The following is a 25,109-nucleotide window of genomic DNA, read 5'->3' as shown; positions in this document are numbered from 1 at the left end:
ACCAGATGGCAGCCAAGACAGCCCCATGACCAAATCCAGGGACGACACCCGCACCTTCAGCATCAGCGAACTGGCTCGCGAGTTCGATGTGACCACCCGCAGCATTCGCTTCTACGAGGATCAGGGCCTGCTCAACCCGACCCGCCAGGGACAGCACAGGATCTACAGCCGTCAGGACAGGGTGCGGCTCAAGCTGACCCTGCGCGGCAAACGTCTGGGCTTCAGCCTCGCAGAGATCCGGGAGCTGTTCGATCTCTACGATGCGGACAAGAGCAGCCGCTCCCAGTTGCAGACCATGCTGGGGCTGGTGGCCGACAAGCGGGAGACCCTGCAGCAGCAGCTGGAAGATATCCAGATGGTCCTGCTGGAGCTGGAGGCGGCCGAACAGCGCTGCCGCCAGGCCCTGGCCCACCTCTCTCCCTGAGTCACGCAGACGGGCGAGGCAAGCGGGGATCACCGCCAGCAAATAGACACAAATGAAAGAGGGAGGCCTGAAGCCTCCCTCTTGTCATGCACGGTGGATGACCCGATATCAGGCCTCCTTGCTCCAGCGGTTCGGATCGTAATCCGGGCTGTAGCGATCGACAATGATGGCGCAGGCCGCATCGCCGGTGATGTTGAGCGCGGTGCGGATCATGTCGAACAGACGATCCAGCGCGAACAGCAGCGGCAGACCCTCGATGGGAATCCCGGCCGCCAGCAGCACGGCAACCACCAGGAAGCTCGGGCCCGGCACACCGGCCTGACCGATGGCACCCAGGGTGGAGGTGACGATGATCGCCGCCCAGGCTCCCATGGAGAGATCGATGTTGTAGACCTGGGCGAAGAAGATGGCGACCAGGCCGTAATAGATGGCATTGCCGCTCATATTGATGGTGGCGCCCAGCGGCAGCACGAAGGAAGCGGTGGCGTTGGTCACCTTCAGATCGCGCTCGCAGGTCTCCATGTTGACCGGCAGGGTCGCCATGGAAGAGGCGGTGGAGAAGGCCACGATCTGCGGTTTCTTCATCGCGGAGAAGTACTTGCGTACCGGCGTGTTGGAGAAGAACGCGATCAGCAGCGGATAGACCACAAAGCCGAAGATGAGGATGGCGGCGACATAGACGACGAACAGCTTGAGCACCAGAGTCAGCACGTCGAAGCCGTAGGTGCCGATGGCGTCGGCCATCAGGCCGAAGACGCCGATGGGGGCGATCAGCATCACCTTGTTGATCATCCAGACGAAAGCGTCCACCAGGGTGTTGAGCCCGTCTACCAGCGGCTTGGCGCGCTCACGGGGCTGCTTGGCCAGGGCGATGCCGAGGAACATGCAGAACACCAGGATCTGCAGGATGTTGGCCTCGTTCAAGGCGCTGAACACGTTGGTCGGGATCATGCCAAGCAGGGTGGCCACCGCATCGGGCAGTGCACCCTTGTCGGCGTAGTCGCCGGAGAACATGGCCGCAGTGGCGCCAAAGTCAACGCCCACACCAGGTTTGAACACCTGACCCATCACCAGCGCCAGGAACACCGCCAGTGCGGAGGTGCCGAGGAAGAAGGCGAGCGTGGTGACGCCAATCTTGCCAGCAGCGGGGCTGGCCCCCAGGTTGGCGGCCCCGGACAGGATGGCCACCGCCACCAGCGGGATCACCAGCATCTTGATCAGCTGGATAAACAGGGTGCCGAGCGGCGCAAACACCGTGGCTTGCTCTCCCATGAGCGCCCCGACCAGCGCGCCCAGCACCATGGCCACCACTACCTGGAAGCCGATGTTTTTGATTAATCCTTTTGTTAACACAGAATGTTCCTTTATTTAGCAATTACTCACACTTTTACAGCGTAAATGACCACCCAGAGCGTCAAATCCTCTCCATTGCTCTGGCGGTGCGCTTTATCTCATATTTGCGCCCCGTTTTACATCAGAATCCGTTAACGAAATGCATTGATAACTTTATGAGAAAGTAAAGCCTCAAAAGAGACACGGCTGTTTTTGCTCCTTTTACCATGACAACATCCAAAACAGTGTGCTACGTTGGCTCTGCAAACGTGCATACAGGGAAGAAAAGATGCTGAAAGTTAACGAATATTTTGACGGAAATGTTAAATCCATCGGTTTCGAGCAAAAAGGCGAGAAAGCTACCGTTGGTGTGATGGAAGCGGGCGAGTACCTGTTCAATACCGCCGCCCCGGAGCGCATGACGGTGATCAAGGGCGCCCTCACCATCCAGCTGGCCGACGAAGATGAGTGGCACACCTACCAGCAGGGGGAATCCTTCGACGTGGCCGGTCACTCCTCCTTCAAGCTGGAAGTGAAGATCGCCTCCGCCTATCTGTGCGAGTTCCTCGACTGATGTATCACGGGCGCCATGGGATGCCGAGCGGTTCCCCCATGGCGCGTCTCTCCCGCGCCCATTTCCCTACCGCCATCACACCCCGCTATCTCCCCCCTTTTCAACGACTACAAAAAATTTACAATGTTTAGACGAAATCCATAATTGGAGTACGTCATGATCAGTGTCTTCGACATGTTTTCCATCGGGATAGGCCCCTCCTCCTCCCATACCGTGGGACCGATGCGGGCCGCCTGCGCCTTCATCCAGACCCTCAAAGCGAACGCACTCCTCTCCCGTACCGGACGCGTCGTCGTCGAGTGCTACGGCTCACTGGGCCAGACCGGCAAGGGGCACGGCACCGGCAAGGCCATCATCCTGGGATTGGCCGGATTTGAACCCGAATCCGTGGACATTGAGGCCATTCCCGCCTTCCTCGCCCAGGTAGAGCAGACCCAGACCCTCTGCCTTGGCGGCGAGCAACCCAGCGAATTTCCCCGCATCGGCGCCATCCTCTTCAACCGGCGCAAGACCCTTCCCGCCCACTCCAACGGCATGACACTGCGCGCCTATGAGGGTGACACCCTTGTGTTCGAGCAGACCTACTACTCCATCGGGGGCGGTTTCATCATCGAGGAGAGTCACTTCGCCAACGCCCGGGAAGAGGCGGCCCGTTTCGATGCCGCCCACCCCATCCCCTATCCCTTCGAGAGCGGCGCCGAACTGCTGGCCCAGTGCCAGGAGAGCGGCCTCTCCATCTCGGGGCTGATGCTGGCCAACGAGAAGGTGTTTCGCTCGGAAGCGGAGATCAAGGCCGGGCTTCGCAAGATCTGGCAGGCGATGCAGGGGTGTGTGGAGCGTGGCTGCAAGAGCGAGGGGGTGCTGCCAGGCGGTCTCAAGGTCAAGCGCCGGGCTCCCGCCCTCTATCGCCAGCTCTGTGGCGAGACCAATTTCAACAAGGATCCGCTGATGGTGATGGAGTGGGTGGATCTCTTTGCGCTGGCCGTCAACGAGGAGAACGCCGCCGGGGGCCGCGTGGTGACGGCGCCGACCAACGGCGCCGCCGGCATCATCCCCGCGGTGTTGCACTATTACGATCGCTTCGTGCGCAAGGTGGATGACGAGCTGCTGATGCAGTACTTCCTCACCGCCGCCGCCATCGGCATCCTCTACAAGAAGAATGCCTCCCTCTCGGGGGCCGAGGTGGGCTGTCAGGGCGAGGTCGGCGTGGCCTGCTCCATGGCCGCTGGTGCCCTGGCCGAGCTGCTGGGCGCCAGCCCCGCCATCGTCGAGAACGCCGCCGAAATCGGCATGGAGCACAATCTCGGGCTGACCTGTGATCCCGTCGGTGGTCTGGTGCAGGTGCCCTGCATCGAGCGCAACGCCATGGGCGCGGTCAAGGCGATCAATGCTGCCCGCCTCGCCCTGCGTGGCACCGGCGAGCACAAGGTGTCGCTGGACAAGGTGATCAGAACCATGTGGGAAACCGGCAACGACATGAAGACCAAGTACAAGGAGACCGCCCGGGGCGGCCTTGCCGTCAACATCACCGAGTGTTAAGCCTCTGTGATAAAGCCGCATATGGCACTCGAATACCCGGCATCGCCGGGTATTTTTTTGCAAAACGTTTGTCTGGCGCTTAACAAAATGGATAACCATCAAAATAAATTTTATACTCGCGCCACGAATTCAACAAAAATAGATCTGTTTCAACTTTTTTTAGGCATTGAACCGTTACACTGTGGTTATCCGGTTCCCTGGCCTTTGTGACGACAGACCCGTCCCATGGATCCCTTTTCTGCGAGTGGGCATGGCGCCCCCTTCTACCCTGAGGTAATTGTTACATGATCAGCGTTTTTGATATCTTCAAAATCGGTGTTGGCCCCTCCTCTTCCCACACTGTCGGCCCCATGAAGGCAGCCAAACAGTTCGTGGATGAACTGCGTGCTGGCGGCAAGATCCGTGACATCACCCGGATCCAGGTCGATGTCTATGGCTCCCTCTCCTGGACCGGCAAAGGCCACCACACGGATACCGCCATCATCATGGGTCTGGCGGGCAACCTGCCGGAGAACGTCGACATCGACGCCATCCCCGAATTCATCTCCCGCGTGGAGCAGACCGGTCGTCTGCCCATCGGCCTGCACTGCCACACCGTCAGCTTCCCCAAGGGCGCCATGATCTTCCATGACGAGGCCCTGCCCCTGCACGAAAACGGCATGAGGCTGACTGCCTTCATCGAAGATGACACCGTCTACAGCAAGACCTACTACTCCATCGGCGGTGGCTTCATCGTCGACGAAGAGAACTTTGGCAAGGGTGACAGCGGCGACATGTCCGTCAGCTATCCCTTCAAGAGTGCCGCCGAGCTCATCGCCCACTGCAGCCAGAGCGGTCTCTCCATCTCCGCCCTGATGATGGAAAACGAGAAGTGCTTCAACACCCCGGAAGAGATCTACAAGAAGCTTGGCAAGATCTGGACCACCATGCGGGAAGGGATCGAGCGCGGCTGCCGCACCGAGGGCGTCCTCTCCGGCCCGCTGCGCGTACCGCGCCGCGCCGCGCCGCTCTACCGCCAGCTGACCACCAACGAGAACCTCTCCAACGATCCCATGAACATCGTTGACTGGGTCAACATGTTCGCCCTGGCGGTGAGTGAAGAGAACGCCGCCGGGGGCCGCGTTGTCACCGCGCCGACCAACGGCGCAGCCGGCATCATCCCGGCCGTGCTGGCCTACTACGACAAGTTCATCCAGCCGGTGGGCCGCGACGAGTACACCCGCTTCTATCTGGCCGCTGCCGCCGTCGGCATGCTCTACAAGATGAACGCGTCCATCTCCGGCGCCGAAGTGGGCTGCCAGGGTGAAGTGGGCGTCTCCTGCTCCATGGCCGCCGCCGGCCTGACCGAGCTGATGGGCGGCAGCCCCGAGCACGTCTGTGAAGCCGCCGAGATCGGCATGGAACACAACCTGGGTCTGACCTGCGACCCGGTGGCCGGCCAGGTACAGGTACCCTGCATCGAGCGCAACGCCATCGCCGCCATGAAGGCGGTCAACGCCTCCCGCATGGCCCTGCGTCGCACCTCCAAGCCGCGCGTGTCGCTGGACAAGGTGATCGAGACCATGTACATCACCGGCAAGGACATGGACTCCAAGTACCGCGAGACCTCCCGTGGTGGCCTGGCCATCAAGGTGATGCAGGTCGCCTGCGACTAACGCCGGATCGCGATGACATGAAAAAAGCGGGATATATTCCCGCTTTTTTTTGGTCGCGATTTAAAGGGCAGCGTTCGTGGATAAAGGGAGGCCGACAAGGGATAAAAAGAGACGGGCATATCACCTCCACCCGTTCGCCGTGACAGGAGAACGGGGGAGAGCTATTTCACGATGCGATCGGCCAGGGTGCCGACGGCCACCACGAAATAGGGGGAGCGATTCCAGTGACGCAGTACCCGGTAATTGTCATAGGCAAGGTAGCTTCGCCCGTGAATATCGTCGGGGCGGATGAGGGAGGCCTGCATGTCGACCGCAGGCAGAGGTGAGCCGTCCTGCTGGCGAACCCCGAGGGCCTGCCAGGTCGCCAGGGACTTGCGGGTATCAAGCCCCAGCAAGGCGGGGTCCAGGCGTTCTGGCACCCTCACCCGCCGTCCCCAGGTCTGGTCTTCGCGCCAGCCGTTCTGGCTCAGATAATTGGCAGCCGATCCAAATACATCCGCGAGATTGCCCCAGAGATCCTTCTTGCCGTCCCCGTCCTGATCCACCGCGTATCGCAGGAATGACGAGGGCATGAACTGCACCTGTCCCATGGCCCCCGCCCAGGATCCCTTGAAGTTGGCGGGGTTCACATGTCCCTGCTCCAGAATGCGCAGGGCATCGAACAACTCGCCTTTGAAGAAGGCTTCACGGCGACCGTCCCAGGCCAGGGTCGAGAGAGAAGAGATAAGGGGATAATGGCCGGTTATTTTGCCGAAATTGGTTTCAATTCCCCACAAGGCAACAATAAAGCGGGGCTGTACCCCATATTCCCGGCCTATTTTTGTGAGCAGCGGCAAATGCTGGCGATATAAGGTTTGGGCTTGCTTGACTTTCCATTCCGGCACCGCCCGGGGAATATATGTGTCCAGGGTCAGTTTGAATTCCGGCTGATTTTTGTCGTGCCTGATGGCGGCATCGACAAGATGTACATCCGCAAAGGCCGCACTCACCGTCTCGGGCAACATGCCCGCCGCCAGCGCCTGCTCTTTGAGGCTCGCCACGTACTGGTCAAAATCGGGGCCAGCCTGCACCGGCGATCCCGACAGGGCGCCTGACAACAGCAGTGCCAGCCGCCCCGCCCTCATCGTGCGCCCTTTAATTGCGCCTTGTGCTGCTCCAGCAGGTTTTCCGGTGGCGGTGGCACCTGCAGATAAAAGCCCTGGCTCTTCAGGGCGGCCATCACCCGCTCCGTGGAGGCCAGCCCCAGGGGCTTGGCCGGGTCCAGTTTGGTCATCAGGACCAGTTCGGGACGCCCGAAGGTACTCATCAGCACCTCGGGAACGCGGGAAAAGTCCTCTCTTCGTTCAATAAAGAGATAGGTCTCGGCTTTTTTGCGACTTTTATAGACTGCACACAACATGGAAATTGATATAATCCGACGGGTTTATTGCCTCTGGTGGTGGCAAACTATAACATCAGGAATTGAATAACAATAACGTATTACCGTCTCGGTTCGGGGAAGATTCATGGTTGAACGCGATAACGAATTGAAAGGGACCACCTTCACTATTTCTGTGTTGCATCTCAGCGATGGCAATCCGGCCCGGATCCGACAACTGCTGGAGGCCAAGGTCGCGCAGGCCCCCCAGTTTTTTAATTGTGCCCCCCTCGTCCTCAATGTGGAACGCCTCGAGGCGATCCCCGATTTCGAACAGCTCAGGGAGCTGGTCGAGTCGGAAGACTTCGTGCTGGTCGGGATCACGGGGGCGCGGGACGAGGCGATGAAGACGGCCGCCAAGGCGGCAGGCCTCGCCGTCATGGTGTCAGGCAAGAGCCGCAAGGCAGAACCTGAGCCGACGCCGCCAGTGCCTGAGCCCAAGCCAGTGGAGGCCGCACCGGTTCCTCCGGTGCCAGCGCCCGTGGAGGCAAGCAAGGTCCACGTGGGCCCGGTGCGCTCCGGTCAGCAGATCTATGCAGCCGGCACCTCGCTGGTGGTGCTGGGCTCGGTGAGCCCTGGCGCCGAAGTCATCGCCGATGACAGCATCCATGTTTATGGTGCCCTGCGTGGCCGAGCCATCGCAGGGGCCAAGGGCAATCCCAAGGCCCGCATTTATTGCCAGCAATTGCAGGCCGAGCTGCTCTCCATCGCGGGCACCTTCCAGCTCAGCGATGCATTGCCTGCAGGCGTGATACAAGAGCCGGTCCATATCCGGCTCGACAATGAACAACTTCGTATAGACCGAATCAAATAGAGTTACAAGGAAGCGAGAATGGCGCGAATCATAGTCGTTACATCGGGCAAGGGTGGCGTTGGCAAGACGACAACCAGCGCGGCACTGAGCACCGGTCTGGCCCAGCGTGGCCACAAGACCGTGGTCATCGATTTTGACATTGGTCTGAGAAACCTGGACCTCATCATGGGTTGCGAGCGGCGCGTGGTCTATGACTTCGTCAACGTCATCAACGGGGAAGCCAACCTCAACCAGGCCCTCATCAAGGACAAGCGTTGCGAAAACCTGTTCATCCTGCCCGCCTCCCAGACCCGGGACAAGGATGCCCTGACCCGTGAAGGGGTGGAGAAGATCCTGGATCAGCTGGCGGAGATGCAGTTTGACTACATCGTCTGCGACTCCCCCGCCGGTATCGAATCCGGCGCCCTGATGGCGCTCTATTTCGCCGACGAGGCCATCGTCACCACCAACCCGGAAGTCTCTTCCGTGCGTGACTCGGATCGCATCCTCGGTATCCTGGCCTCCAAGTCCCGCCGTGCCGAGCGCGGTGAGGATCCCATCAAGGAGCACCTGCTGCTGACCCGCTACTGCCCGACCCGCGTCAACCGCGGCGACATGCTGAGCGTGCAGGACGTACAGGAGATCCTGGCCATCAAACTGCTCGGGGTGATCCCGGAGTCCCAGGCGGTGCTGCGCGCCTCCAACTCCGGCGAGCCGGTCATTCTGGACAAGGAGTCCGATGCCGGTCAGGCCTACGAGGACGCCGTCGCCCGTCTGCTGGGTGACACCAAGGATTTCCGTTTTCTGGAAGAAGAGAAGAAGGGCTTCTTTAGCCGACTGTTCGGGAGTTAAGCATGTCATTATTGGATTATTTTCGTTCCAACAAGAAACAGAACACCGCACAACTGGCCAAAGAGCGGTTGCAGATCATCGTGGCTCACGAGCGTTCATCCAGAGGGGGGCCGGATTACCTGCCCCAGCTCAAGCAGGACATCCTCGACGTGATCCGCAAATACGTGCAGATCGACCCGGACAAGATCACCGTCCAGCTTGATCAGAAGAGTGACGAATTGTCGGTGCTGGAGCTCAACATCACCTTCGCCGACGACCAGAAGAAGGGATGAGCTGACGCACCATGCGCGACCCCTTCCCCCAATGAAGACCGGATCCTTTCCCAGGATCCGGTTTTTTAATGCCTGGCGTCCCGGCATCTCGCCAAGGGCATCAGGGCCAGCTAGAATACCGCGCACCCCGAGGCGCTGCCGACGGACTTTCCCTCCCCCCTTATCTGGAACACGGCTTTTATGTCTTTGAATGACGAAATGCACAGCGTCGAGGAACTGCTCGACACCGCCCTCGAACTCTTCATGGAGCTGGCCTCCGACAACTTGCCCGAGCAGGAAATCGTCCGCTTCAATCAGGAGTTCAACGACCGCGGCCTGCTGGCGGAGACCGATCCCGCCGACGACTGGGCGGCCGACGTGGGGTTTGAGGTGAACGACGCCGACTATGCCGAGATCTGGGTCGGTCTTGGCAACGAACAAGAAGAGTACGAGCACCTGTTTGCCCGCATGCTGCTCTCCCGCCGCGTCGACGAGAAGTTCTGCCACATCGAATGGCTGCCCCAATAATTCCGGATCCCGATGATCCTGGCCACTATGACTGGGACGGCGGGCCCGCGCCCGTGATGCCTTCGCACAGACGGCGACTGCTGGGCTGGCTCGGCAAGCTGCTGCTGGCCGCCTTTGCGAGCACCATCGTCTCGGTCGCGCTGCTGCGCTTCATCGACCCCCCCATGTGGACCTGGCGCCTCGAACGCGCCCTGTTTCCCCCTGCCAAGGTGGCCGAGGTGAAGCACGACTGGGTGCCGCTTGAGCAGATTTCCCGGGAGCTGCAACTGGCGGTGATCGCCGCCGAGGATCAGCGCTTTGCCGAACATCACGGTTTTGACATGGATGCCATCAGCTCGGCCCTCAGGCACAACCAGCAAAGCGGGCGGGTGCGCGGTGCCAGCACCCTCAGCCAGCAGACCGCCAAGAACCTCTTCATGTGGAGCGATCGCAGCTTCCTGCGCAAGGGGATAGAGGCCTGGTTCACCCTGCTGATGGAGCTGGGCTGGGACAAGTCCCGCATTCTCGAGGTGTATCTCAACATCGTGGAGTTCGGACCCGGCATCTATGGCGCCGAGGCGGCCGCCAGGCACTACTTCGGCAAACCGGCGATACGCCTCACCCGCTACGAGGCCTCCCTGCTCGCCGCCGCCCTGCCCAATCCCTGGCGTTATCGGGTCAAGCCCCCCTCACCCTATGTGCAACAGCGCTCGGCCTGGATCCGTCGTCAGATGGGTCAACTCGGGCAAGTCACCCTGAACCGGGTCCACGGCACAGAGTAACGCCATCCTGCGGATCAGAGGCGGGCCCCAGATGGCCGCCGACGGTTTCCCGATGAAGGGGCAGATAGTGCCACCACCAGGTTTCGCGCCGCCGCTTGATCTGCCTTCTGTACTGTCGTCGCTTCATCTTGCCAGGCCGCCCCGTCACGCCGCCCCTGCTGGCGGCTCTGTTAACCTTATCCCCTGATCCCGCCATTTGACAGCACGGCGTCACCGCCCCCGGGCTGGCTGCCCATCCCAATACTTGTTAAAGTGGCGAACCTGGACGTATCTGGAGTGATTTCATGGAACAACGTAGCCCGGATCAGCTGGTCGAGTGGGCCTATGATCAGTTTCTGGAGCAGGCCGCCGACATGCTGGCCCCCGAACAAATCGTCGACATCACCCTCGAGTTCGAGCAACGTGGCGCGGTGGAGGCAACCCTGCCCAATGCCGACTGGTCAACCGAACTCGGCGAGCCGGTGGACATGGCACGTTGGGCCGAGGTCTGGGTCGGCTTGCTGGATCATCAGGACGAGTTCGAGGTGATCTACGCCACCTTCCTGCTCCCCCGGGATCAAAGCGAGCACGACGTGCATATCCGCTGGCACCGCCAGCAACAGGCATAAGAAAAGGCGCCCCAGGCGCCTTTTTCGTTTTTTGCGATGCCCGAGTCAGGGGCGTGTCGCGATGGCCTTGGCCAGACAGCGGCGACACCAGCAGGCGCTGGCATCGCTCATGGGCAACGCGGGAAGCTGGCTGCACCAGCAGCGCTCGATGGGTTCCCCCGCCGACACGGCGCAGAACGCCGGCTCGCCGCAGCCCGGGCAGGCATGGGTGCTCTTCGAGCCATCGAGCTCGGCCATGCGGGCCAGCTGGGCCTCGCTGTCCATGGTGGACCACTGGCCTATCTCGGTCAGGGTGCGGCCACAACCGAGGCAGAGCCCCTCCTTGGCCCGGCAGTCACCGATGCAGGGACTCGGCACCTTATTCGTCCCCTGCCGGCGTGTCGGAGCCCACGAGGCGGATGCTGTGCTCCTCGATGACGATCTTGCCCTGCTTGTAGAGGCCGCCGATCGCTTTCTTGAAGGTGCCCTTGCTCATGCTGAACATCTTGTAGATGACGTCAGGATCGCTCTTGTCTCCCACCGCAAGGCTGCCCCCCTGCTTTTGCAGGCGCAGCAGAATGCGTGCGCCGGCGTCATCCATCCGGGCCAGCCCCGGCTTTTGCAGGGTCAGGTCCAGCTTGCCATCTTCGCGCACCTGCTTGACCCAGGCGGTCAGCGGTCGGCCCGTCATCACGCGGCCGAACACCTCGTTCTTGAACAGCATGCCGGCGTACTGGCCATTGACCACGGCCTTGATGCCAAGGGGGGTGTGCTCCCCCGGCAGCACCGTCACCTCGTCACCGCTCTTGAAAGGAGGGTCGATGCGCAGGAAGCGCTCCAGACGGCTGGTGCCGACCATGCGCCCTTCGTTGTCCAGCATCAGGTGCACCAGATAGACATGGCCTACCTGCATCGGCTTGTTCTGCTCGCGGCTTGGTACGAAGAGATCCTTTTTCATGCCCCAGTCGAGGAAGGCACCAATCTTGTTGGCGTTGACCACCTTGAGACCGACGATGTCCCCCACCATGGCGAAGGGCTTGTCGGTGGTGATCACCGGCTCGCAATCCGCATCCAGATAGAGGAAGACGGACACCTCGCTCTCCTCGGCGACGCCTTCCGGCAACTGGCGCCTGGGCAGCAGCAGCTCGCCGTATTCCCCCGCCGCCAGCCAGGCGCCGCGCTCCTCGATCTCGACGACGGTCAGGGTGTTCATCTTGCCAATCTGTAACATGGTGATCTCTTCTTTCAATATCCGGATGGGCCCATCTCATGGAAGACCCGTCATATAGAGGTGCATCGCCTCCGTCGGATGAGAGAGGACGGGGCCGATTTATGTCATGCAGGCGCGCATGTTACCCCAGAGCGGCAGCAGGACCTAGCCCCTCCCCCCTGTGTCTGACCTCTTTTCCCGCTCCCGGGCGGCCAGATTGACGATATTAGCAGCATTCAATTCCCCCTTTGCTGCAAATAACCCCACTTTTAGGTAGACTTCGCGGCCGTCAAATCCAGAGGAAGCGTCGATGAACCCAGCCACTCGTACCCGTCATCTCAATCAATGGATCCAGACCCACAGCCAGCAGGAGATGAGTTACCCCGCCCTGCACGGCTTCCTGTGCGCCCGTCTGACGGGGCCCGTAGCCCCCGACTGGCAAGATCCGCTGGCCGGCCTGCTGCCTCATGATACGGCGCTGGACGAGAAGAGTGCCGAGGCGCTGCATCACCTGATCGCCGAGCTGGAAGCCCAGGCCGACGACGCGCAGCTAGCCCTGCCGAGCCAGTGTCGCCTCTCTACCGACAACCCGGAGCAGGTGTTTGACAAGCGCCATCCTCTGGGCCAATGGAGCTATGGCTTCAGTCAGGGGGTAGCCTGCTGGCCGGCGCCGACCGACCTGAACGATCCGGCGACCCGCCATCGCTTCAGCCTGGTGGCCGAGCTCTGCCTGTTTCGCGACAAGCCCATGGCCATGATGCTGCACCAGGCTGCGGCCAGCGAGCTCCCCTTCCTCGATTTTTGCAAGCGTCAACGCCAGCAGATGAAGACGGCCCTCAACCTCCTGCTCGGCCAGGATCACTACGAGGCCGAGCCTGAAGAGAGCCCGTCCCTGGACAACGAGCAGACTCGCCAGTGGCAGCAGTGGTTCGAGCTGGCGGCAGAGAGCCGCGATCCCCTCGCTCGCCTTGGCTGGTTCGAGCGCATCATTGCCGATGCCAACCTCCTGTTCGATGAGGCATTCTGGCAAGCCCACGCGGGCCATGGCTGGCAGGTCCCCGAGGCACGCCCTCTGATCGCGGCCAGGGCCGGTCGAGCCGATTGCCTGCTGCGACTTGGGCAGCTTGGGCAGGCACGGGATGAGTACCTGGCCCTGCTCGCCCTCTGTCGAGCCGACGAGCCCGCTTGCCGCCACCCCCTCTCCACCCTCTATGCCTGGCAAGGGGAATGGGATGCCCTGCAACAACTGCTGGTGCGCTTTGATGAAGCCTCCTGCTGGCTGCTCTACAACAAGGCCTTGATGAGCTTTGTCTGCGAAGGGGAAGCGGCGGCGCGCCCTCATCTGGCGGCGGCAATGGGGGTCAATCCCCATGTGCCCGCCACTTTGCTGGGCCAGCGCCGCTTGCCCAAGCAGGAGCCTCGCCGCTGGCAGGGAGGCAGCCGTGACGAGGCGGCGCTCTACGCCTTGCAGAGTCGCGAGGCCTGGCTGACCCACAACGCCTTGATATGGCTGCGAAAGAGTGCGGGCAAGCAGGCCAGTTGAGACCCCAATTGCCGATTCGATGACAGAACACGTGCGCAAACGCACATTTTTCTGGTGACTGGTCAGACAAATGCCCCTGTGTTACGTATCATCAAGGCCAAAGTATCAAGAGAAACTGCACCCGATGCAGCCGCCACAGCAGGATGTCATATGTCGAAGATCATTGAGCTGCTCGCGCACTACCCTCCTTATCAGCTGGTTCACGCCGCTGAGATGGTGCGCGATACCTTTGAACAGTTTTATCAGCAGCGGTACCAACTCACCGTGCCCCAGTGGCGCCTGATGATGGTGCTCGGCCCCCACTACCCCATCAGCCAGAAGGAACTGGTGGAGGCGAGCGGCATGGACAAGGTACGGATCTCCCGCGAGATCCATCGTCTGGTGGAGAAAGGCATCCTGTTCACCGAGAACAGCGTGCAGGACAAGCGCATCAGCCTGGTCTCCTTCACCCCGGCGGGGCTCACCCTGTTCCAGCAGCTCAAGACGGAGGCGGGAAGCTGGCAGCACACCCTCACCGACTATCTGCCGGCCGAGGCGCGTCAGAGCATTCGCCTGCACCTGCAGAGCGTCAGCGATGCCATCGAACAACTTCACCTGCTGGACAACGAGCAACCCTCATGAAGCTGAACAACTTTGCCACCATGGATGTCAACATGCTGCTGAGCCTGGTCAACATGCAGCTGCGTGATCACTACGAGGATCTCGATGATCTTTGCCGGGCGCAGGATCTCGACAAGGAGGCCCTGGTCGCCAGGCTGGCCAGCGGCGATTTCCACTATCAGGAAGATCAGAAGCAGTTCAGATAGGGATCCGGATCACAACCCGACCCATGCCGCTGGCTCCGTCGGCAAAAGCTGCTAAGGTGGTGGCTACCCGGTCCGTTGATGTTCGCAAGAGGTATGGATACATCTTGTTGTCACAGACCGCGGTTAGCCTCTTGTTCACCACCCGCAGCCAAGGATGACCCATGATGCGCCTCATTCGACCAACCAGCCTGATCACCCTCTGCACATTGCTGGTGATCAGCCTCTTCCTCCCCCAGGTCCCCAGCAGCGCCGAGCAGTGGCTCACCACCCTGCTGCTGGCCTCCCTGGTGGCGGTCTTTCTGATGGTCGGCAGCGGCTGCCGCCACTTCCTGCGCGAATAACGACGCCAGAGCGTGATGCCTGCCCAAAAACAACAACGCAGCCCGAGGGCTGCGTTGTTGTTTCAGGATACTGGGGGCCAAGGCCCCGAGTCGCATCAGTAAGCCAGGGTTTCCAGCTGCTCCTTGGCCTGCTCGATCCCCTTGGCTTGCGCCTCCGGCCCCATGCCCATGCCTTCGGCATAGATGAAGTCCACTTCGTTGATGCCGATGAAGCCCAGCACGGTACGCATGTAGGGGGTCACCAGGTCGGTGGCATTGCCCACGTGCATGCCGCCACGGGGGCTGACCACCAGGGCGCGGGTGTTCTCCACCAGGCCGACCGGACCGGTCTCGGTGTAACGGAAGGTCACGCCGGCACGGGCCACCAGATCGATCCAGTTCTTCAGCTGGGTCGGGATGTTGAAGTTGTACATGGGGGCCGCGATGATCACCAGATCGCTCGCCTTGAGCTCGGCGACCAGCTCGTCGGACTGGGCCAGCACCGCTTGCTGACGCTCGTTCAGGTTCTCGCCACCACGCAGGCCCATGGCCAGCTCGCCGTCCAGCACCGGCAGGTTCAGGGTCGCCAGATCGCGTACCTGGATGGTGTCACCCTGGCGCTCGGCCAGGTAGCCGTCGATCAGGGCGTTGGATTGGGAATACTGGCCCAGGATGCTGGACTTCAGAACGAGGATATTGGCCATGGTGAAACTCCATTTGATTGTCAATTGAACAGCCAGGCTGTCGATGGAGGTCACTATAAAGACTGGCATTAAAGCCTGATAGCGAAAATAGATGCTCAAGTCATTCAAAAAATTTGATGCCTGTGCATTTCCTCGGCAGAGAGGGGCTCATCAAACTCCACACCCTTGGCATGACAAACGATTGCCGTTATGATCCGCCGCACTTTTTGTACGTGATCCGGATCTCATGACCTCCTCCCGCAGGCACTCCCCCTTTGCCGGCGCCGTCTGGATGATGGTGGCAGGCCTCTGCTTCGCCGCCGTCAACAGCCTGAGCCAGTATGTCAGCTTCACGCTCGGCCTTCCCTCGACCCAGGTCGCCTTTCACCAATATCTGATAGCCCTGGTCTGCCTGCTGCCCTGGCTGGTGCGCCACGGTCTGCGCCAGTCCCTGATGACGAACCAGCTGCGCCTGCACCTGCTGCGGGTCGCCCTTGCGGTGACCGGCATCCAGTTCTGGCTCTGGGCCCTGGCGGTCCCCGTCCCCATCTGGCAGGGGATCGCGCTCTTGATGACCTCCCCCCTGTTTGCCACCCTGGGATCAGCCCTCTTTCTCAAAGAGCAAGTGAGCCGGGCCCGCATTCTCGCGACCCTGGCGGGATTTGTGGGCGCCATGCTGATCCTGGCACCCTGGACCGACGACTTCACCCTGGCCTCCCTGCTGCCGGTGGCGGCCGCCCTCTTCTGGGCAGGCTACTCCTTGCTGGTGCGCTATCAGGCAGCCAGCGAGTCGTCCCACACCATCGTCGTCTACCTGCTCGTCTTCAGCACCCCGTTCAACGCCATGCTGGCGATCCCTGAATGGCAGTGGCCGAGCGAAACCCAGTGGCTGCTGGTGGCCGCCTCTGGCGTACTGTCGGCACTGGCCCAGATGTCCATCGCCCGCGCCTACAGCGTGGCGGAGGCCTCCTTCGTGCAACCTTTCGATTTTGCCAAGCTGCCCATGAACGTGCTGGCCGGCTGGCTGGTATTTGGCTGGGCGCCCCCCGGTCGCTTGTGGCTGGGGGCGGCCATCATCATCGGCGCCATCACCCTGCTCACCCATCTGGAGCAGCGCGCCCACCCACCCACTTCCTGAGGTACGCCATGCGTACCTCTTTTTTTGCTCACCCGGATCAGCCCTGCTGACCACCGACCTCAGGAGAGATCAGATGTTTGGAACCGCCACCCGCCCCACTGCGACCCGCGCCCTGCTGCTGGGATCAGGCGAACTCGGCAAGGAGGTCGCCATCGAGCTGCAGCGGCTCGGTATCGAGGTGATCGCCGCCGACCGCTATGCCAACGCCCCCGCCATGCAGGTGTCCCACCAGGCCCGCGTGCTGGACATGCTGGATGGCGCCGCCCTGCGCGCCCTGGTGGCCGAGGTCAAGCCCGACCTCATCATCCCCGAGATTGAAGCCATCGCCACCGACACCCTGGCCGCCCTCGAGCAGGAAGGGGTCAAGGTGGTGCCCAATGCCCGCGCCACCCAGCTCACCATGAACCGGGAGGGGATCCGTCGCCTCGCCGCCGAAACCCTGGGGCTGCCCACCTCTGCCTACCGCTTTGCCCAGAGCAAGGAGGAGTTTGTGGCCGCCGTCGAGGCCATCGGCCTCCCCTGCGTGGTCAAACCGGTGATGAGCTCCTCCGGCAAGGGGCAGAGCCTGCTGCGCGATCTCGCCAGGCTGGATGAAAGCTGGACCTATGCCCAGGAGGGGGGCCGTGCCGGTCGTGGCAAGGTGATTGTCGAAGGCTTCGTTCCTTTCGAGTACGAGATCACCCTGCTCACGGTGCGCGCGGTCGATGGCATCCACTTCTGCGAGCCTATCGGCCATCGTCAGGAGGATGGCGACTACCGCGAATCCTGGCAGCCCCAGGCCATGAGCGAGCTGGCCCTGGCCCGCTCCAAGGAGGTGGCGGCCAAGGTGGTCGAAGCCCTTGGCGGCTACGGTCTGTTCGGGGTCGAGCTCTTCATCAGGGGTGACGAGGTGTGGTTCAGCGAAGTCTCCCCCCGCCCCCACGACACCGGCATGGTGACCCTGATCTCCCAGGATCTCTCCGAGTTCGCCCTGCACGTGCGCGCCATCCTGGGGCTGCCCGTCGGCACCATCACCCAGTACGGTCCGAGCGCCTCTGCCGTGGTGCTGCGGGAAGGCCACAGCCAGGATATCCGCTATCAGGGGATTGGCGAGGCACTGGCCCTGGTGCCCGGTGCCCAGTTGCGTCTCTTTGGCAAGCCGGAGATCGCCGGTCGTCGTCGCCTCGGGGTGGCGCTCGCCCGTGGGCAGGATTGCCAGGAAGCCGTGGAGCAGGCCAAGACGGTGGCAGCCCGGGTAGAAGTACTGTTCTAGGCAATCCGCTTTACCACGCAAAAACAAACGTTTATCTGCGTGATCCGGCGCAAGGGGCAGGTGACTGCCCCTTTCCCATTGAAGCACCAGGCTTATAATCCCCCCTTCACCTATGTCAGGAGTACAAGATGTTAACTGCCGTGATCTTCGATATGGATGGTGTTCTGATCGACTCGGAACCCTTCTGGCAACGGGCACAGATGGCCGTCTTCGCCGAACTGGGCCACTTCCACACCGAGGAGGACTGCAACTCCACCATAGGGGTGCGCATCGATCAGCTGGTGGCCCACTGGTACCGGATCCGCCCCTGGAGCAGCCCCAGCCAGGAAGAGGTAGTACAGCGCATCCTGGATCAGGTGATCGCGCTCATCCTGCAAGAGGGGCAGCCCAAGGCCGGGGTGCTGGAAGCGCTCGACCTCATCGAGGCCCAAGGGCTCAAGATCGGGCTCGCCACCTCCTCCCCGTTTGCCATGGTCGAGGCGGTGCTCGGCAAACTCGGCATCCAGGACCGTTTCATGGCGGTCCACTCCGCCGAGGTGGAGCGCTTTGGCAAACCCCACCCGGATGTCTATATCCACGCCGCCGAGAAGCTCGGCGTCGAGCCTGTGCACTGTCTCGCCATCGAGGACAGCTTCACCGGCCTGCTGGCGGCCAAGGCAGCCTCCATGACGGCGCTGATCGTGCCGGACCCGGCGCTGGTCGGCGATCCCCGTCTGGCCATCGCCAACCACGAGCTGCGCTCTCTTGCCGAGCTGAACGCAGAGATGCTGGCCGACTGGGTCAAGTAGGCAACACGGACTGACCTCCTGCCTCCCTTGAGCCCGCTCATAAACGTGCGCTTGCTCGCGGTTGCGCCGCCTTGTGGCGACTAGAATCAGCAGGAGCACAGAGACGGCCCACGGGCCCGAGGAGGTCACCATGATCGAATACACCAGCAAGCGTATCGTCTGCCCCCACTGTGGCCACCACACCCGGGTCGAGCTGGATGCCAGCCAGGGGGATCAGGAGTTCTACGAAGATTGCATGGCCTGCTGCAACCCCATCCACCTGCGGCTGCACCGGGATGAAGCCCGCGACTGCCTGCAACTCTTCGTGGATGCCGACGACGAGCAGCTGTTCTGAATTCCCCTGTCCAGACACAGATAAAAACAAACGGGACCCTGTGGGTCCCGTTTGTTCTGGTGCCATCGTCAGGCTGGATCACGCCTCCCTCAAGCACGCCGCCTTCGCCGACGTCATGGTCGGAACAAACTCCACCACCTGATAATCGGCCGCCTCTGCCTGCTTGAAGGGATCCTCTGCCAGCATCGCCTCCAGGGCGTCTCGGCTCACTCCCTGCGCCAGTATGACGCCCCCGACTCGGGGTACCCGACGCCCGGACGCCAGAAAATGGCCTGCGGCATACTGCCGCTCCAGCCACGCAATGTGGGCCGGGATCAGGGCATCGATCTCCGCCAGCGGTTTCACATAAGTCAATGTCACGACAAACATAGAGAAGTCTCCAAGGCTCTGGGGCGGCGCCTCTTCCACAAGAGGGCGCCTTTCCCGGGATGCCGCCCTCCTCTTCAAACCCTGGGGGCAGCGCTCAGGTGGTTACTGGCGCGCCGCCAGCACCCGCTCCACCGTGTCGACGATGGCCTGGGTCTGGGGGTCAATCTCGATGTTGGTCCGCCAGCCGGCCTTGACCCAGCCCAGATTGGTGCGGGCCAGGGTCTCGGGGATCAGGTTGACGCAGAACTCGCTGGCGCGCACCTCGCCCACGGTGAGGCTGATGCCGTCGATGCCGATGTAGCCCTTGGTCAGCACGTACTTCATCAGCGCAGGATCGAGGCGATACCACACCTGGCGGTTGTTGGGGGTGTCGATGACCGAGGTCACCTCGGCCGTCCCCATGATGTGGCCGGACATGGCATGGCCGCCAATCTCGTCCCCAAAGCGGGCGGCCCGCTCCACGTTGACCTTGTCACCCACCACCAGTTGCCCAAGGTTGGTGAGGCGCAGAGTCTCCTGCATCAGATCGAAGCTGACCAGATCCCCCTCCACCCGGGTGACGGTCAGGCAGCAGCCGTTGTGGGCCACCGAGGCCCCCAGGGCCAGCCCCTCGCCCCAGGCCGGGCTCGGCATGCGGATCACGTGGGTGCGAAAATTGGGCAGTGAATCGATGGCCACCAGTTCGGCGGTCCCTTGTACGATGCCGGTGAACATGAGTCTCTCCAGGCTGTGAAAATTGTCGGCAGGTTACCCCCGGCCACCTTGCAAGACAAGGGTGCCGGCTGACAAGGAGAAGCGCGATCGCTATAGTGACCCCAATCAATCCAGACTGAACGAGGAAACAAAAATGCAGGTATATCAATGCTGTGAAGCCATTCGCATCGCCTACAACCAGATTGGCTCCGGTGAGCAGGGTTATGTGCCCCAGGCCATTGCCGCCAGCATACGGGCGCTCAACGCCGTGGCCTCCGACGAGCGGGTACCGGCGGATCTGCGCGAGCAGGCGGCCTATGCCGCGGCCAATCTGCTGATCAGCGATCACGAAGACGCCTGATCCCGGCTACAAATCTGCCGCCGACCTTCCCCGTTGGCGGTTTTTCAGGCTAGAATGACACCCCCGCATTTTGTCTCCTCAGGACGAGGAGGCAAAAGCCCATCTCTCTTGCCCGCTCTTTCTCTTTTATCTGATCCACTCGGAGGTGTCAGTGCAACGTTATTGGTCCGAGGCGAAGCAGCTCGTTCGTCTAGCCAGCCCCATTCTGGTCGCCCAGGTGGCCCAGATCGCCATGAACTTCGTCGATACCGTGATGGCGGGACAGGTGAGCGCCGTGGATCTGGCCGCCGTGTCGGTGGCGTCCAGCTTCTGGTTGCCGATCATCTTGCTGGTGCAGGGCATCATCATGGCCCTCACCCCCATCGTTTCCCAGCTCAACGGCGCCCGCAAGCAGGATGAGGTGCGCCCCGCCGTGCACCAGGGCTTCTGGCTCGCCCTCATCGTCACGCCCATCGCCATGGTGGCACTCTACTTCAGCCCCCTGGCACTGCAGTTCATGGATGTGGATCCCGTCATGGCGGCCAAGACTGCCGGCTACCTGCACGCCATCGTGTGGGGGCTGCCCGCCTTCGTGATGTTCCAGGTGCTGCGCAACTTCAGTGAGGGGCTCTCCCACACCATGCCGACCATGGTGATCGGTTTCGTGGGGCTCGCGGTCAACATCCCCGCCAACTACATCTTCATTCACGGCCACTTTGGCATGCCGAAACTCGGCGGCGTCGGCTGCGGCGTGGCCACTGCCATCGTGCTCTGGGCCATGCTGCTGGCGATGATCGTCTATGTTAAGTGTTCTGCCCACTTCAAGCGCATCAACCTGTTCGCCCAGCTGGCACGCCCCAACGGCAGCCGGATCTGGCGCCTGTTTCGCCTGGGGTTTCCCATCGCCATGGCCATCTTCTGCGAGGTGACCCTGTTTACCGTGGTGGCCCTGATGCTGGCCCCCTTCGGCGCGGAGACGGTGGCGAGTCACCAGATTGCGCTCAACTTCTCCAGCCTGGTCTTCATGCTGCCCCTGTCCATCGGTGTCGGTGTGACCATCCGGGTCGGTCACAACATAGGGGAAGGTCAACCGGATCAGGCCAGGGTCGCCGCCCGCACCGGCCTGATGCTGGGCATGGGAGTCGCCGCCGCGACCGCCGCCCTCACCGTGCTGCTGCGCGACCCCATCGCGGGGATCTACACCGACGACCTGCAGGTGATCGGCCTCGCCGCCACCCTGCTCTTCTTCGCCGCGATCTACCAGATCTCCGACTCGGTGCAAGTGGTAGCTGCGGCGGCCCTGCGCGGTTACAAGGACACCCAGGCCATCTTCTACGTCACCATCGTCGCCTATTGGGGGCTGGGTCTGCCCACCGGCATGATCCTGGGGCTGACCGACTGGGTGGTACCGCGCATGGGCCCGCAGGGCTTCTGGATAGGCTTCATCGTCGGTCTCACCTCCGCCGCCCTGATGCTGGGCGCGCGGCTGCGCGTCATCTACGGCCGCTTCGCCAGCCCCGCGGCCTGCACCGCCCTCTCCCGGGCGCAATAGGGCGCGGCCAGGGGCACGGGGAGCCGCACTTTTGGGGCGGCTCGCCTGTAAAATCAACAGGCTGCACAAGAACTGGGCAAACAGTCTCCTTTGTGCATGTCCCTTGTTGACAGCCTTGGGGGCCATGGGTAGTATGCCGACCACGCCAGCAGTGCTGGCGGGATAAAACGGGTTTTCAACCCGGTTTATGAAGTGGGTTTATAGCTCAGTTGGTTAGAGCACTACCTTGACATGGTAGGGGTCGTTGGTTCGAATCCAATTAAACCCACCACTTTTCGTGATGCGTCCTTAGCTCAGCTGGTTAGAGCACCACCTTGACATGGTGGGGGTCGGTGGTTCGAATCCACTAGGACGCACCATCACGAAACCCTGTTATGCGTCCTTAGCTCAGCTGGTTAGAGCATCACCTTGACATGGTGGGGGTCGGTGGTTCGAATCCACTAGGACGCACCATAACAGTTTGAATAAATTGCAGATATGAATTTGATGTGGGTTTATAGCTCAGTTGGTTAGAACAGTACTTTGACATGGCGTAGGCAATGTCGTTGGTTCGAATCCGGTTGAACACAGATGTGGGTTTATAGCTCAGTTGGTTAGAGCACTACCTTGACATGGTAGGGGTCGTTGGTTCGAATCCAATTAAACCCACCACTCCCCTGCAATGACACACAAAGTCGCCTTGCGCACCCTGCGTCCTTAGCTCAGCTGGTTAGAGCATCACCTTGACATGGTGGGGGTCGGTGGTTCGAATCCACTAGGACGCACCAGATTTGAAAAGCCCGCTTGATAGCGGGCTTTTTGCATTGGTCGGCTCAGACCCCCGCTCTCCCCCGTCATCTGCCTCCTGGCCTGCGGGCCGCCATTGTCGTGCCATGGCCGCCGCGTTTACCTCGCGTTGTCAGAAGAGATCGAGCTGCTGGCCGCAGATCCGCTCGAACGACTCCCCCACAAAGGGAAGGATGGCGTCGGCGATGGGCCTGAGCTGCTTGTCGATGTAGTGCTCGTAGTCGACGGCGCTGCGCCGGTACTCCAAAGGCTCGGGGCCGTTCAGGGTCATCAGGTAGGCGATGGTGCCCCTGTGCTGATAGCGCTGGGGCAGGCCGCGGCGCAGATTCTCCTCATCCGCCAGGCGCGCGGCCCGCACATGGGGCGGCACGTTCTTCTGATACTCCTCGAGTTTCTGGCGCAGCCGCTTGCGGTAGATGAGCAGATCGTCGTGACGGCCCGCCCGGGTCTCGTCCACCATGGTGCGCACATAGCTGCTGGGATCCTGGTCGTGGAACACCATTTCGTAGAGCCGGGTCTGGAATGCCTTGGCAAGGGGTGTCCAGTCGGTGCGCACCGTCTCCAGCCCCTTGAACACCAGGCGCTCCCCTTCCCCTTCGCCCACCAGTCCCGCATAGCGTTTCTTGCTCCCCTTCTCCAGCCCGCGAATGGTGGGCATCAGGAAACGGCGGTAGTGCGTCTCGTACTGGATCTCCAGATGGCTCGGCAGGTCGAACTCCCGCCTGATCAGCGCGGCCCAGTTGTCGTTGATCATCTTCGCCAGCCGCTGGCCAATCTCGTCCGCCTGTTCGAGACGGATATCGCTCCCCAGGTGCACGAAGGTGGAGTCGGTATCCCCATAGATCACCTCGAACCCTTCTGCCTCTATCCACTCCCGGGTCTGCTGCATGATGCCGTGGCCCCGCAAGGTGATGGAGGAGGCGAGCCTCGGGTCGTAGAAGCGGCAACCCCCCGACCCCAGCACCCCGTAGAAGGAGTTCATGATGATCTTGATGGCCTGGGAGAGGGCCTTGTTACTGGCGGCCTTGGCCCGATCCCGCGCCGCCCACAGGGTGGCGATGAGATCCGGCAGGAAGTGGCGGGTTCGGGAGAACAGGGCGCCGCGAAAGCCTGGAATGGCGTTATCCGGGTGTTTGAGCCCCTCCACCAGCCCCATGGGGTCGATGCAGAAGGTGCGGATGATGCTGGGATAGAGGCTCTTGAAATCGAGCACCAGCACGTGGCGATAGAGCCCCGGCTTGGAGTCCATCACATAGCCGCCGGGGCTTGCGAGCCCGCCGTCTGCCGGCAGGTTGGGCGCCACATAGCCACCGCGGTGCAGCCGTGGCAGATAGAGGTTGGTGAACGCCGCCACCGACCCGCCCACCCGGTCGAGCTCAAGACCGGTGAGGGAGGCGCGCTCGATGGCGAAGGGGATGAGGTGGCAGAAATCGAAGATCTCCCACACCAGCCTGCAATCTTCCAGGTTGTAGCGGGCCAGCGCCTCCTTGTCGGAGTGGAACAGCTCGGTGATCTTCTCCCCCCGGTTGGCCACGTCCTCGATGTCCTTGCCCCGCCCGAGCAGCTCGCTCGCCACCGCATCCAGGCTGTAGCTCGGGAACTGCCAGGTGGCGCTCTTGAGGGTATCGATGCCGTCCAGCACCATGCGCCCCGGGATGATGACGTTGCCGCTCTGGGGGTCGTTTCGGGACGAGCGCCAGAAGCAGAGCTCCCGCCCGCGCCCGAGCCGCAGCCGCCGCTTGTGGAGTTCGGCGCGGCGCAGCAGCAGGCGAAAGTCGAAATTCACCACGTTCCAGCCGATGACGAGATCGGGATCGTGCAGGCTGAACCAGCCCTCCAGGGCAGCGAGCAGGGCTGGCTCGTCCGCCACCCACTCGACGGGGGTCTCCCAGTCCTGCGAGTCCGGCTCCGGGGCACCAATCATGATGACCCGCGCGTCCTCTTCGCTATGAAGCCCCACCGAAAAGAGGGCCCCGTCCATGGCGCACTCCACGTCCAGGGAGACCCAGGAGAGGGCCGGCGTCACCGCCTGCGGCGCACAGCGCGCCTCGTTTACCTCCCAGTAACCCTGCCTGCCCCCCTTGCGCCTCGCCTTGCCGTCAAAGCGCATCCCGGCGGTGATGAAGCGCTCCATGAGAAAGCGCTCGGGCAGGCGGATATCCGCCTCGAAGTGCTCCAATCCGCGGATGAGCAGCAGCTCGATGGCGCGGTGAAAGGCGCTCAGGGTGGCAAAGTAGCAGCCCACCACCCGACTCCCCTCGAAGGTGTGCATGGGGAGGCGGCGAAAACGCCCCCTCACCCCGGCCCCCTTGAAGAGCTCTGCCGCCTCCTCCAGGTGGCGTTCCGGCAGGAAGAAGACCGGCTCCTGCCCCGGCACCACAACCCGTACCGGTCCCTGTGCGCTCCAGAGCCACATCACGATCTCGGTACGCCCCTGCACATCCCGACCATGGCGGGTCAGGATGAAGCCGTCGAGCGGCGGGGTCACGGGAGGGAGGGGCTGGATGTCGGTCATGCAGGTGGTCGGGCTCAAGAGTGGGATGGGACTATTGTACGTTCATACAGTACCCGGCTGCAATTGC

Annotated in this window: 29 protein-coding genes and 5 tRNA genes; 25 read left to right on the top strand and 9 right to left on the bottom strand. The window is 62.0% G+C overall.

The window, feature by feature from the left end:
- The first annotated feature begins 25 nt into the window (after nucleotides 1–25).
- Nucleotides 26–424 carry a MerR family transcriptional regulator gene (locus AB7E19_RS05250; RefSeq protein ID WP_010674655.1) on the top strand — a complete coding sequence of 133 codons (399 nt, stop codon included), beginning with the start codon at nucleotides 26–28 and terminating at the stop codon, nucleotides 422–424.
- A 108-nt stretch (nucleotides 425–532) separates the two neighbouring features.
- Here the strand turns inward: AB7E19_RS05250 and AB7E19_RS05245 are convergent, their stop codons facing one another.
- The gene (locus AB7E19_RS05245) at nucleotides 533–1,777 is read right to left on the bottom strand and encodes a dicarboxylate/amino acid:cation symporter (protein WP_041215213.1); all 1,245 of its coding nucleotides are present in this window, start codon (nucleotides 1,775–1,777) and stop codon (nucleotides 533–535) included.
- Nucleotides 1,778–2,045: 268 nt separating this feature from the next.
- On the opposite strand from AB7E19_RS05245, the gene AB7E19_RS05240 reads away from it, so the two are divergent.
- The 3 genes from AB7E19_RS05240 to AB7E19_RS05230 all read left to right on the top strand — a co-directional run bounded on the left by AB7E19_RS05240 (nucleotide 2,046) and on the right by AB7E19_RS05230 (nucleotide 5,524).
- Nucleotides 2,046–2,330, top strand: coding sequence for a pyrimidine/purine nucleoside phosphorylase (locus AB7E19_RS05240; protein WP_010674653.1), 285 nt, complete (start codon nucleotides 2,046–2,048; stop codon nucleotides 2,328–2,330).
- 156 nt (nucleotides 2,331–2,486) lie between these two features.
- Nucleotides 2,487–3,869, top strand: a complete 1,383-nt coding sequence (locus AB7E19_RS05235) for an L-serine ammonia-lyase (RefSeq protein WP_010674652.1) — start codon at nucleotides 2,487–2,489, stop codon at nucleotides 3,867–3,869.
- Between the two features lie 284 nt (nucleotides 3,870–4,153).
- On the top strand, nucleotides 4,154–5,524 hold the full coding sequence (locus AB7E19_RS05230) for an L-serine ammonia-lyase (RefSeq protein ID WP_266142441.1): 1,371 nt from the start codon (nucleotides 4,154–4,156) through the stop codon (nucleotides 5,522–5,524).
- 161 nt (nucleotides 5,525–5,685) lie between these two features.
- On the opposite strand, the gene AB7E19_RS05225 is transcribed toward AB7E19_RS05230, so the two are convergent.
- Entirely contained in the window at nucleotides 5,686–6,648 is a 963-nt protein-coding gene (locus AB7E19_RS05225; RefSeq protein ID WP_010674650.1) for a lytic murein transglycosylase, read from the bottom strand.
- The gene (locus AB7E19_RS05220) at nucleotides 6,645–6,923 is read right to left on the bottom strand and encodes a YcgL domain-containing protein (RefSeq protein ID WP_029314494.1); all 279 of its coding nucleotides are present in this window, start codon (nucleotides 6,921–6,923) and stop codon (nucleotides 6,645–6,647) included. Before AB7E19_RS05220 ends, AB7E19_RS05225 begins: the two co-directional genes overlap by 4 nt.
- A 106-nt stretch (nucleotides 6,924–7,029) precedes the next feature.
- Here AB7E19_RS05220 and minC point away from each other — a divergent pair, with 106 nt between their 5' ends.
- The 6 genes from minC (at nucleotide 7,030) to AB7E19_RS05190 (ending at nucleotide 10,734) form a co-directional block, all read left to right on the top strand.
- The gene (gene minC, locus AB7E19_RS05215; protein ID WP_039039101.1) at nucleotides 7,030–7,755 is read left to right on the top strand and encodes a septum site-determining protein MinC; all 726 of its coding nucleotides are present in this window, start codon (nucleotides 7,030–7,032) and stop codon (nucleotides 7,753–7,755) included.
- Between the two features lie 18 nt (nucleotides 7,756–7,773).
- Nucleotides 7,774–8,586 (top strand): septum site-determining protein MinD, encoded by an 813-nt coding sequence (minD, locus tag AB7E19_RS05210; protein ID WP_010674647.1) that lies wholly within the window; start codon nucleotides 7,774–7,776, stop codon nucleotides 8,584–8,586.
- A 2-nt stretch (nucleotides 8,587–8,588) separates the two neighbouring features.
- Nucleotides 8,589–8,858, top strand: coding sequence for a cell division topological specificity factor MinE (gene minE, locus AB7E19_RS05205; RefSeq protein WP_010674646.1), 270 nt, complete (start codon nucleotides 8,589–8,591; stop codon nucleotides 8,856–8,858).
- Between the two features lie 180 nt (nucleotides 8,859–9,038).
- Nucleotides 9,039–9,365: an HI1450 family dsDNA-mimic protein gene (locus AB7E19_RS05200; protein ID WP_167825555.1), complete on the top strand. Its 327-nt coding sequence runs from the start codon at nucleotides 9,039–9,041 to the stop codon at nucleotides 9,363–9,365.
- Entirely contained in the window at nucleotides 9,350–10,126 is a 777-nt protein-coding gene (gene mtgA, locus AB7E19_RS05195) for a monofunctional biosynthetic peptidoglycan transglycosylase (protein ID WP_410487966.1), read from the top strand. Before AB7E19_RS05200 ends, mtgA begins: the two co-directional genes overlap by 16 nt.
- Nucleotides 10,127–10,410: 284 nt before the next feature.
- Nucleotides 10,411–10,734 carry an HI1450 family dsDNA-mimic protein gene (locus AB7E19_RS05190; protein ID WP_010674643.1) on the top strand — a complete coding sequence of 108 codons (324 nt, stop codon included), beginning with the start codon at nucleotides 10,411–10,413 and terminating at the stop codon, nucleotides 10,732–10,734.
- Nucleotides 10,735–10,779: 45 nt separating this feature from the next.
- On the opposite strand, the gene AB7E19_RS05185 is transcribed toward AB7E19_RS05190, so the two are convergent.
- Both AB7E19_RS05185 and AB7E19_RS05180 read right to left on the bottom strand, forming a co-directional pair.
- Complete coding sequence (locus AB7E19_RS05185; RefSeq protein ID WP_048207615.1) at nucleotides 10,780–11,091, bottom strand: DUF1289 domain-containing protein; 312 nt, start codon at nucleotides 11,089–11,091, stop codon at nucleotides 10,780–10,782.
- Between the two features lies 1 nt (nucleotide 11,092).
- Entirely contained in the window at nucleotides 11,093–11,962 is an 870-nt protein-coding gene (locus AB7E19_RS05180; RefSeq protein WP_042014378.1) for a CvfB family protein, read from the bottom strand.
- Between the two features lie 271 nt (nucleotides 11,963–12,233).
- Between AB7E19_RS05180 and AB7E19_RS05175 the strand changes: the two genes are divergently transcribed.
- The 4 genes from AB7E19_RS05175 to AB7E19_RS05160 all read left to right on the top strand — a co-directional run bounded on the left by AB7E19_RS05175 (nucleotide 12,234) and on the right by AB7E19_RS05160 (nucleotide 14,613).
- Nucleotides 12,234–13,466 (top strand): UPF0149 family protein, encoded by a 1,233-nt coding sequence (locus AB7E19_RS05175; protein WP_322131178.1) that lies wholly within the window; start codon nucleotides 12,234–12,236, stop codon nucleotides 13,464–13,466.
- Between the two features lie 150 nt (nucleotides 13,467–13,616).
- The gene (locus AB7E19_RS05170) at nucleotides 13,617–14,087 is read left to right on the top strand and encodes a MarR family winged helix-turn-helix transcriptional regulator (RefSeq protein WP_010674639.1); all 471 of its coding nucleotides are present in this window, start codon (nucleotides 13,617–13,619) and stop codon (nucleotides 14,085–14,087) included.
- Nucleotides 14,084–14,272, top strand: coding sequence for a DUF4250 domain-containing protein (locus AB7E19_RS05165; RefSeq protein ID WP_043155974.1), 189 nt, complete (start codon nucleotides 14,084–14,086; stop codon nucleotides 14,270–14,272). Before AB7E19_RS05170 ends, AB7E19_RS05165 begins: the two co-directional genes overlap by 4 nt.
- Nucleotides 14,273–14,433: 161 nt before the next feature.
- On the top strand, nucleotides 14,434–14,613 hold the full coding sequence (locus tag AB7E19_RS05160) for a hypothetical protein (protein WP_041215220.1): 180 nt from the start codon (nucleotides 14,434–14,436) through the stop codon (nucleotides 14,611–14,613).
- 95 nt (nucleotides 14,614–14,708) lie between these two features.
- On the opposite strand, the gene AB7E19_RS05155 is transcribed toward AB7E19_RS05160, so the two are convergent.
- Nucleotides 14,709–15,296 carry an FMN-dependent NADH-azoreductase gene (locus AB7E19_RS05155; protein ID WP_039039094.1) on the bottom strand — a complete coding sequence of 196 codons (588 nt, stop codon included), beginning with the start codon at nucleotides 15,294–15,296 and terminating at the stop codon, nucleotides 14,709–14,711.
- 226 nt (nucleotides 15,297–15,522) lie between these two features.
- Here AB7E19_RS05155 and AB7E19_RS05150 point away from each other — a divergent pair, with 226 nt between their 5' ends.
- The 4 genes from AB7E19_RS05150 (at nucleotide 15,523) to AB7E19_RS05135 (ending at nucleotide 18,787) form a co-directional block, all read left to right on the top strand.
- The gene (locus AB7E19_RS05150; protein ID WP_041211382.1) at nucleotides 15,523–16,413 is read left to right on the top strand and encodes a DMT family transporter; all 891 of its coding nucleotides are present in this window, start codon (nucleotides 15,523–15,525) and stop codon (nucleotides 16,411–16,413) included.
- 73 nt (nucleotides 16,414–16,486) lie between these two features.
- Nucleotides 16,487–17,665 carry a formate-dependent phosphoribosylglycinamide formyltransferase gene (gene purT / locus AB7E19_RS05145; protein ID WP_322131177.1) on the top strand — a complete coding sequence of 393 codons (1,179 nt, stop codon included), beginning with the start codon at nucleotides 16,487–16,489 and terminating at the stop codon, nucleotides 17,663–17,665.
- A 128-nt stretch (nucleotides 17,666–17,793) separates the two neighbouring features.
- Nucleotides 17,794–18,453 (top strand): hexitol phosphatase HxpB, encoded by a 660-nt coding sequence (gene hxpB, locus AB7E19_RS05140; RefSeq protein ID WP_069785071.1) that lies wholly within the window; start codon nucleotides 17,794–17,796, stop codon nucleotides 18,451–18,453.
- Between the two features lie 130 nt (nucleotides 18,454–18,583).
- Nucleotides 18,584–18,787 carry a CPXCG motif-containing cysteine-rich protein gene (locus AB7E19_RS05135; protein WP_005336871.1) on the top strand — a complete coding sequence of 68 codons (204 nt, stop codon included), beginning with the start codon at nucleotides 18,584–18,586 and terminating at the stop codon, nucleotides 18,785–18,787.
- 78 nt (nucleotides 18,788–18,865) lie between these two features.
- Here AB7E19_RS05135 and AB7E19_RS05130 read toward each other — a convergent pair whose 3' ends face one another.
- Both AB7E19_RS05130 and AB7E19_RS05125 read right to left on the bottom strand, forming a co-directional pair.
- Nucleotides 18,866–19,156, bottom strand: a complete 291-nt coding sequence (locus tag AB7E19_RS05130; protein ID WP_029314482.1) for a YciI family protein — start codon at nucleotides 19,154–19,156, stop codon at nucleotides 18,866–18,868.
- 102 nt (nucleotides 19,157–19,258) lie between these two features.
- Nucleotides 19,259–19,870, bottom strand: coding sequence for a riboflavin synthase (locus AB7E19_RS05125; RefSeq protein WP_039039091.1), 612 nt, complete (start codon nucleotides 19,868–19,870; stop codon nucleotides 19,259–19,261).
- 133 nt (nucleotides 19,871–20,003) lie between these two features.
- Here AB7E19_RS05125 and AB7E19_RS05120 point away from each other — a divergent pair, with 133 nt between their 5' ends.
- From AB7E19_RS05120 to AB7E19_RS05090, 7 genes are all read left to right on the top strand, one after another.
- The gene (locus tag AB7E19_RS05120; RefSeq protein ID WP_010674629.1) at nucleotides 20,004–20,210 is read left to right on the top strand and encodes a YaeP family protein; all 207 of its coding nucleotides are present in this window, start codon (nucleotides 20,004–20,006) and stop codon (nucleotides 20,208–20,210) included.
- A 151-nt stretch (nucleotides 20,211–20,361) separates the two neighbouring features.
- Nucleotides 20,362–21,741: an MATE family efflux transporter gene (locus AB7E19_RS05115; RefSeq protein WP_427934703.1), complete on the top strand. Its 1,380-nt coding sequence runs from the start codon at nucleotides 20,362–20,364 to the stop codon at nucleotides 21,739–21,741.
- A 194-nt stretch (nucleotides 21,742–21,935) separates the two neighbouring features.
- Nucleotides 21,936–22,012: transfer RNA gene (locus AB7E19_RS05110), tRNA-Val, on the top strand.
- Nucleotides 22,013–22,023: 11 nt separating this feature from the next.
- Nucleotides 22,024–22,100, top strand: a tRNA-Val gene (locus AB7E19_RS05105).
- Nucleotides 22,101–22,117: 17 nt separating this feature from the next.
- Nucleotides 22,118–22,194: transfer RNA gene (locus tag AB7E19_RS05100), tRNA-Val, on the top strand.
- A gap of 121 nt (nucleotides 22,195–22,315) precedes the next feature.
- Nucleotides 22,316–22,392 (top strand) — tRNA-Val (locus tag AB7E19_RS05095).
- Nucleotides 22,393–22,431: 39 nt separating this feature from the next.
- Nucleotides 22,432–22,508, top strand: a tRNA-Val gene (locus AB7E19_RS05090).
- 131 nt (nucleotides 22,509–22,639) lie between these two features.
- On the opposite strand, the gene AB7E19_RS05085 is transcribed toward AB7E19_RS05090, so the two are convergent.
- Complete coding sequence (locus tag AB7E19_RS05085) at nucleotides 22,640–25,042, bottom strand: DNA polymerase II (RefSeq protein WP_427934702.1); 2,403 nt, start codon at nucleotides 25,040–25,042, stop codon at nucleotides 22,640–22,642.
- Between the last annotated feature and the right edge of the window lie 67 nt (nucleotides 25,043–25,109).

This window comes from Aeromonas sp. (assembly GCF_050252055.1).
Classification (GTDB): domain Bacteria; phylum Pseudomonadota; class Gammaproteobacteria; order Enterobacterales; family Aeromonadaceae; genus Aeromonas; species Aeromonas caviae.
The sequence above is the reverse complement of the archived record's forward strand: the minus strand, read 5'-3'. Positions and strand labels throughout refer to the sequence as shown.

What these genes read in the sequence shown, in the direction of transcription:
- AB7E19_RS05130 (WP_029314482.1), bottom strand. Translation starts at nt 19,156, where the DNA reads ATGTTTGTCGTGACATTGACTTATGTGAAACCGCTGGCGGAGATCGAT.
- AB7E19_RS05125 (WP_039039091.1), bottom strand. Translation starts at nt 19,870, where the DNA reads ATGTTCACCGGCATCGTACAAGGGACCGCCGAACTGGTGGCCATCGAT.
- AB7E19_RS05120 (WP_010674629.1), top strand. Translation starts at nt 20,004, where the DNA reads ATGCAGGTATATCAATGCTGTGAAGCCATTCGCATCGCCTACAACCAG.
- AB7E19_RS05165 (WP_043155974.1), top strand. Translation starts at nt 14,084, where the DNA reads ATGAAGCTGAACAACTTTGCCACCATGGATGTCAACATGCTGCTGAGC.
- mtgA (WP_410487966.1), top strand. Translation starts at nt 9,350, where the DNA reads ATGGCTGCCCCAATAATTCCGGATCCCGATGATCCTGGCCACTATGAC.
- AB7E19_RS05170 (WP_010674639.1), top strand. Translation starts at nt 13,617, where the DNA reads ATGTCGAAGATCATTGAGCTGCTCGCGCACTACCCTCCTTATCAGCTG.
- minE (WP_010674646.1), top strand. Translation starts at nt 8,589, where the DNA reads ATGTCATTATTGGATTATTTTCGTTCCAACAAGAAACAGAACACCGCA.
- AB7E19_RS05175 (WP_322131178.1), top strand. Translation starts at nt 12,234, where the DNA reads ATGAACCCAGCCACTCGTACCCGTCATCTCAATCAATGGATCCAGACC.
- AB7E19_RS05135 (WP_005336871.1), top strand. Translation starts at nt 18,584, where the DNA reads ATGATCGAATACACCAGCAAGCGTATCGTCTGCCCCCACTGTGGCCAC.
- hxpB (WP_069785071.1), top strand. Translation starts at nt 17,794, where the DNA reads ATGTTAACTGCCGTGATCTTCGATATGGATGGTGTTCTGATCGACTCG.
- AB7E19_RS05235 (WP_010674652.1), top strand. Translation starts at nt 2,487, where the DNA reads ATGATCAGTGTCTTCGACATGTTTTCCATCGGGATAGGCCCCTCCTCC.
- AB7E19_RS05250 (WP_010674655.1), top strand. Translation starts at nt 26, where the DNA reads ATGACCAAATCCAGGGACGACACCCGCACCTTCAGCATCAGCGAACTG.
- AB7E19_RS05230 (WP_266142441.1), top strand. Translation starts at nt 4,154, where the DNA reads ATGATCAGCGTTTTTGATATCTTCAAAATCGGTGTTGGCCCCTCCTCT.
- AB7E19_RS05225 (WP_010674650.1), bottom strand. Translation starts at nt 6,648, where the DNA reads ATGAGGGCGGGGCGGCTGGCACTGCTGTTGTCAGGCGCCCTGTCGGGA.
- minC (WP_039039101.1), top strand. Translation starts at nt 7,030, where the DNA reads ATGGTTGAACGCGATAACGAATTGAAAGGGACCACCTTCACTATTTCT.
- AB7E19_RS05150 (WP_041211382.1), top strand. Translation starts at nt 15,523, where the DNA reads ATGACCTCCTCCCGCAGGCACTCCCCCTTTGCCGGCGCCGTCTGGATG.
- AB7E19_RS05200 (WP_167825555.1), top strand. Translation starts at nt 9,039, where the DNA reads ATGTCTTTGAATGACGAAATGCACAGCGTCGAGGAACTGCTCGACACC.
- AB7E19_RS05240 (WP_010674653.1), top strand. Translation starts at nt 2,046, where the DNA reads ATGCTGAAAGTTAACGAATATTTTGACGGAAATGTTAAATCCATCGGT.
- AB7E19_RS05155 (WP_039039094.1), bottom strand. Translation starts at nt 15,296, where the DNA reads ATGGCCAATATCCTCGTTCTGAAGTCCAGCATCCTGGGCCAGTATTCC.
- AB7E19_RS05190 (WP_010674643.1), top strand. Translation starts at nt 10,411, where the DNA reads ATGGAACAACGTAGCCCGGATCAGCTGGTCGAGTGGGCCTATGATCAG.
- AB7E19_RS05085 (WP_427934702.1), bottom strand. Translation starts at nt 25,042, where the DNA reads ATGACCGACATCCAGCCCCTCCCTCCCGTGACCCCGCCGCTCGACGGC.
- AB7E19_RS05220 (WP_029314494.1), bottom strand. Translation starts at nt 6,923, where the DNA reads ATGTTGTGTGCAGTCTATAAAAGTCGCAAAAAAGCCGAGACCTATCTC.
- purT (WP_322131177.1), top strand. Translation starts at nt 16,487, where the DNA reads ATGTTTGGAACCGCCACCCGCCCCACTGCGACCCGCGCCCTGCTGCTG.
- minD (WP_010674647.1), top strand. Translation starts at nt 7,774, where the DNA reads ATGGCGCGAATCATAGTCGTTACATCGGGCAAGGGTGGCGTTGGCAAG.
- AB7E19_RS05160 (WP_041215220.1), top strand. Translation starts at nt 14,434, where the DNA reads ATGATGCGCCTCATTCGACCAACCAGCCTGATCACCCTCTGCACATTG.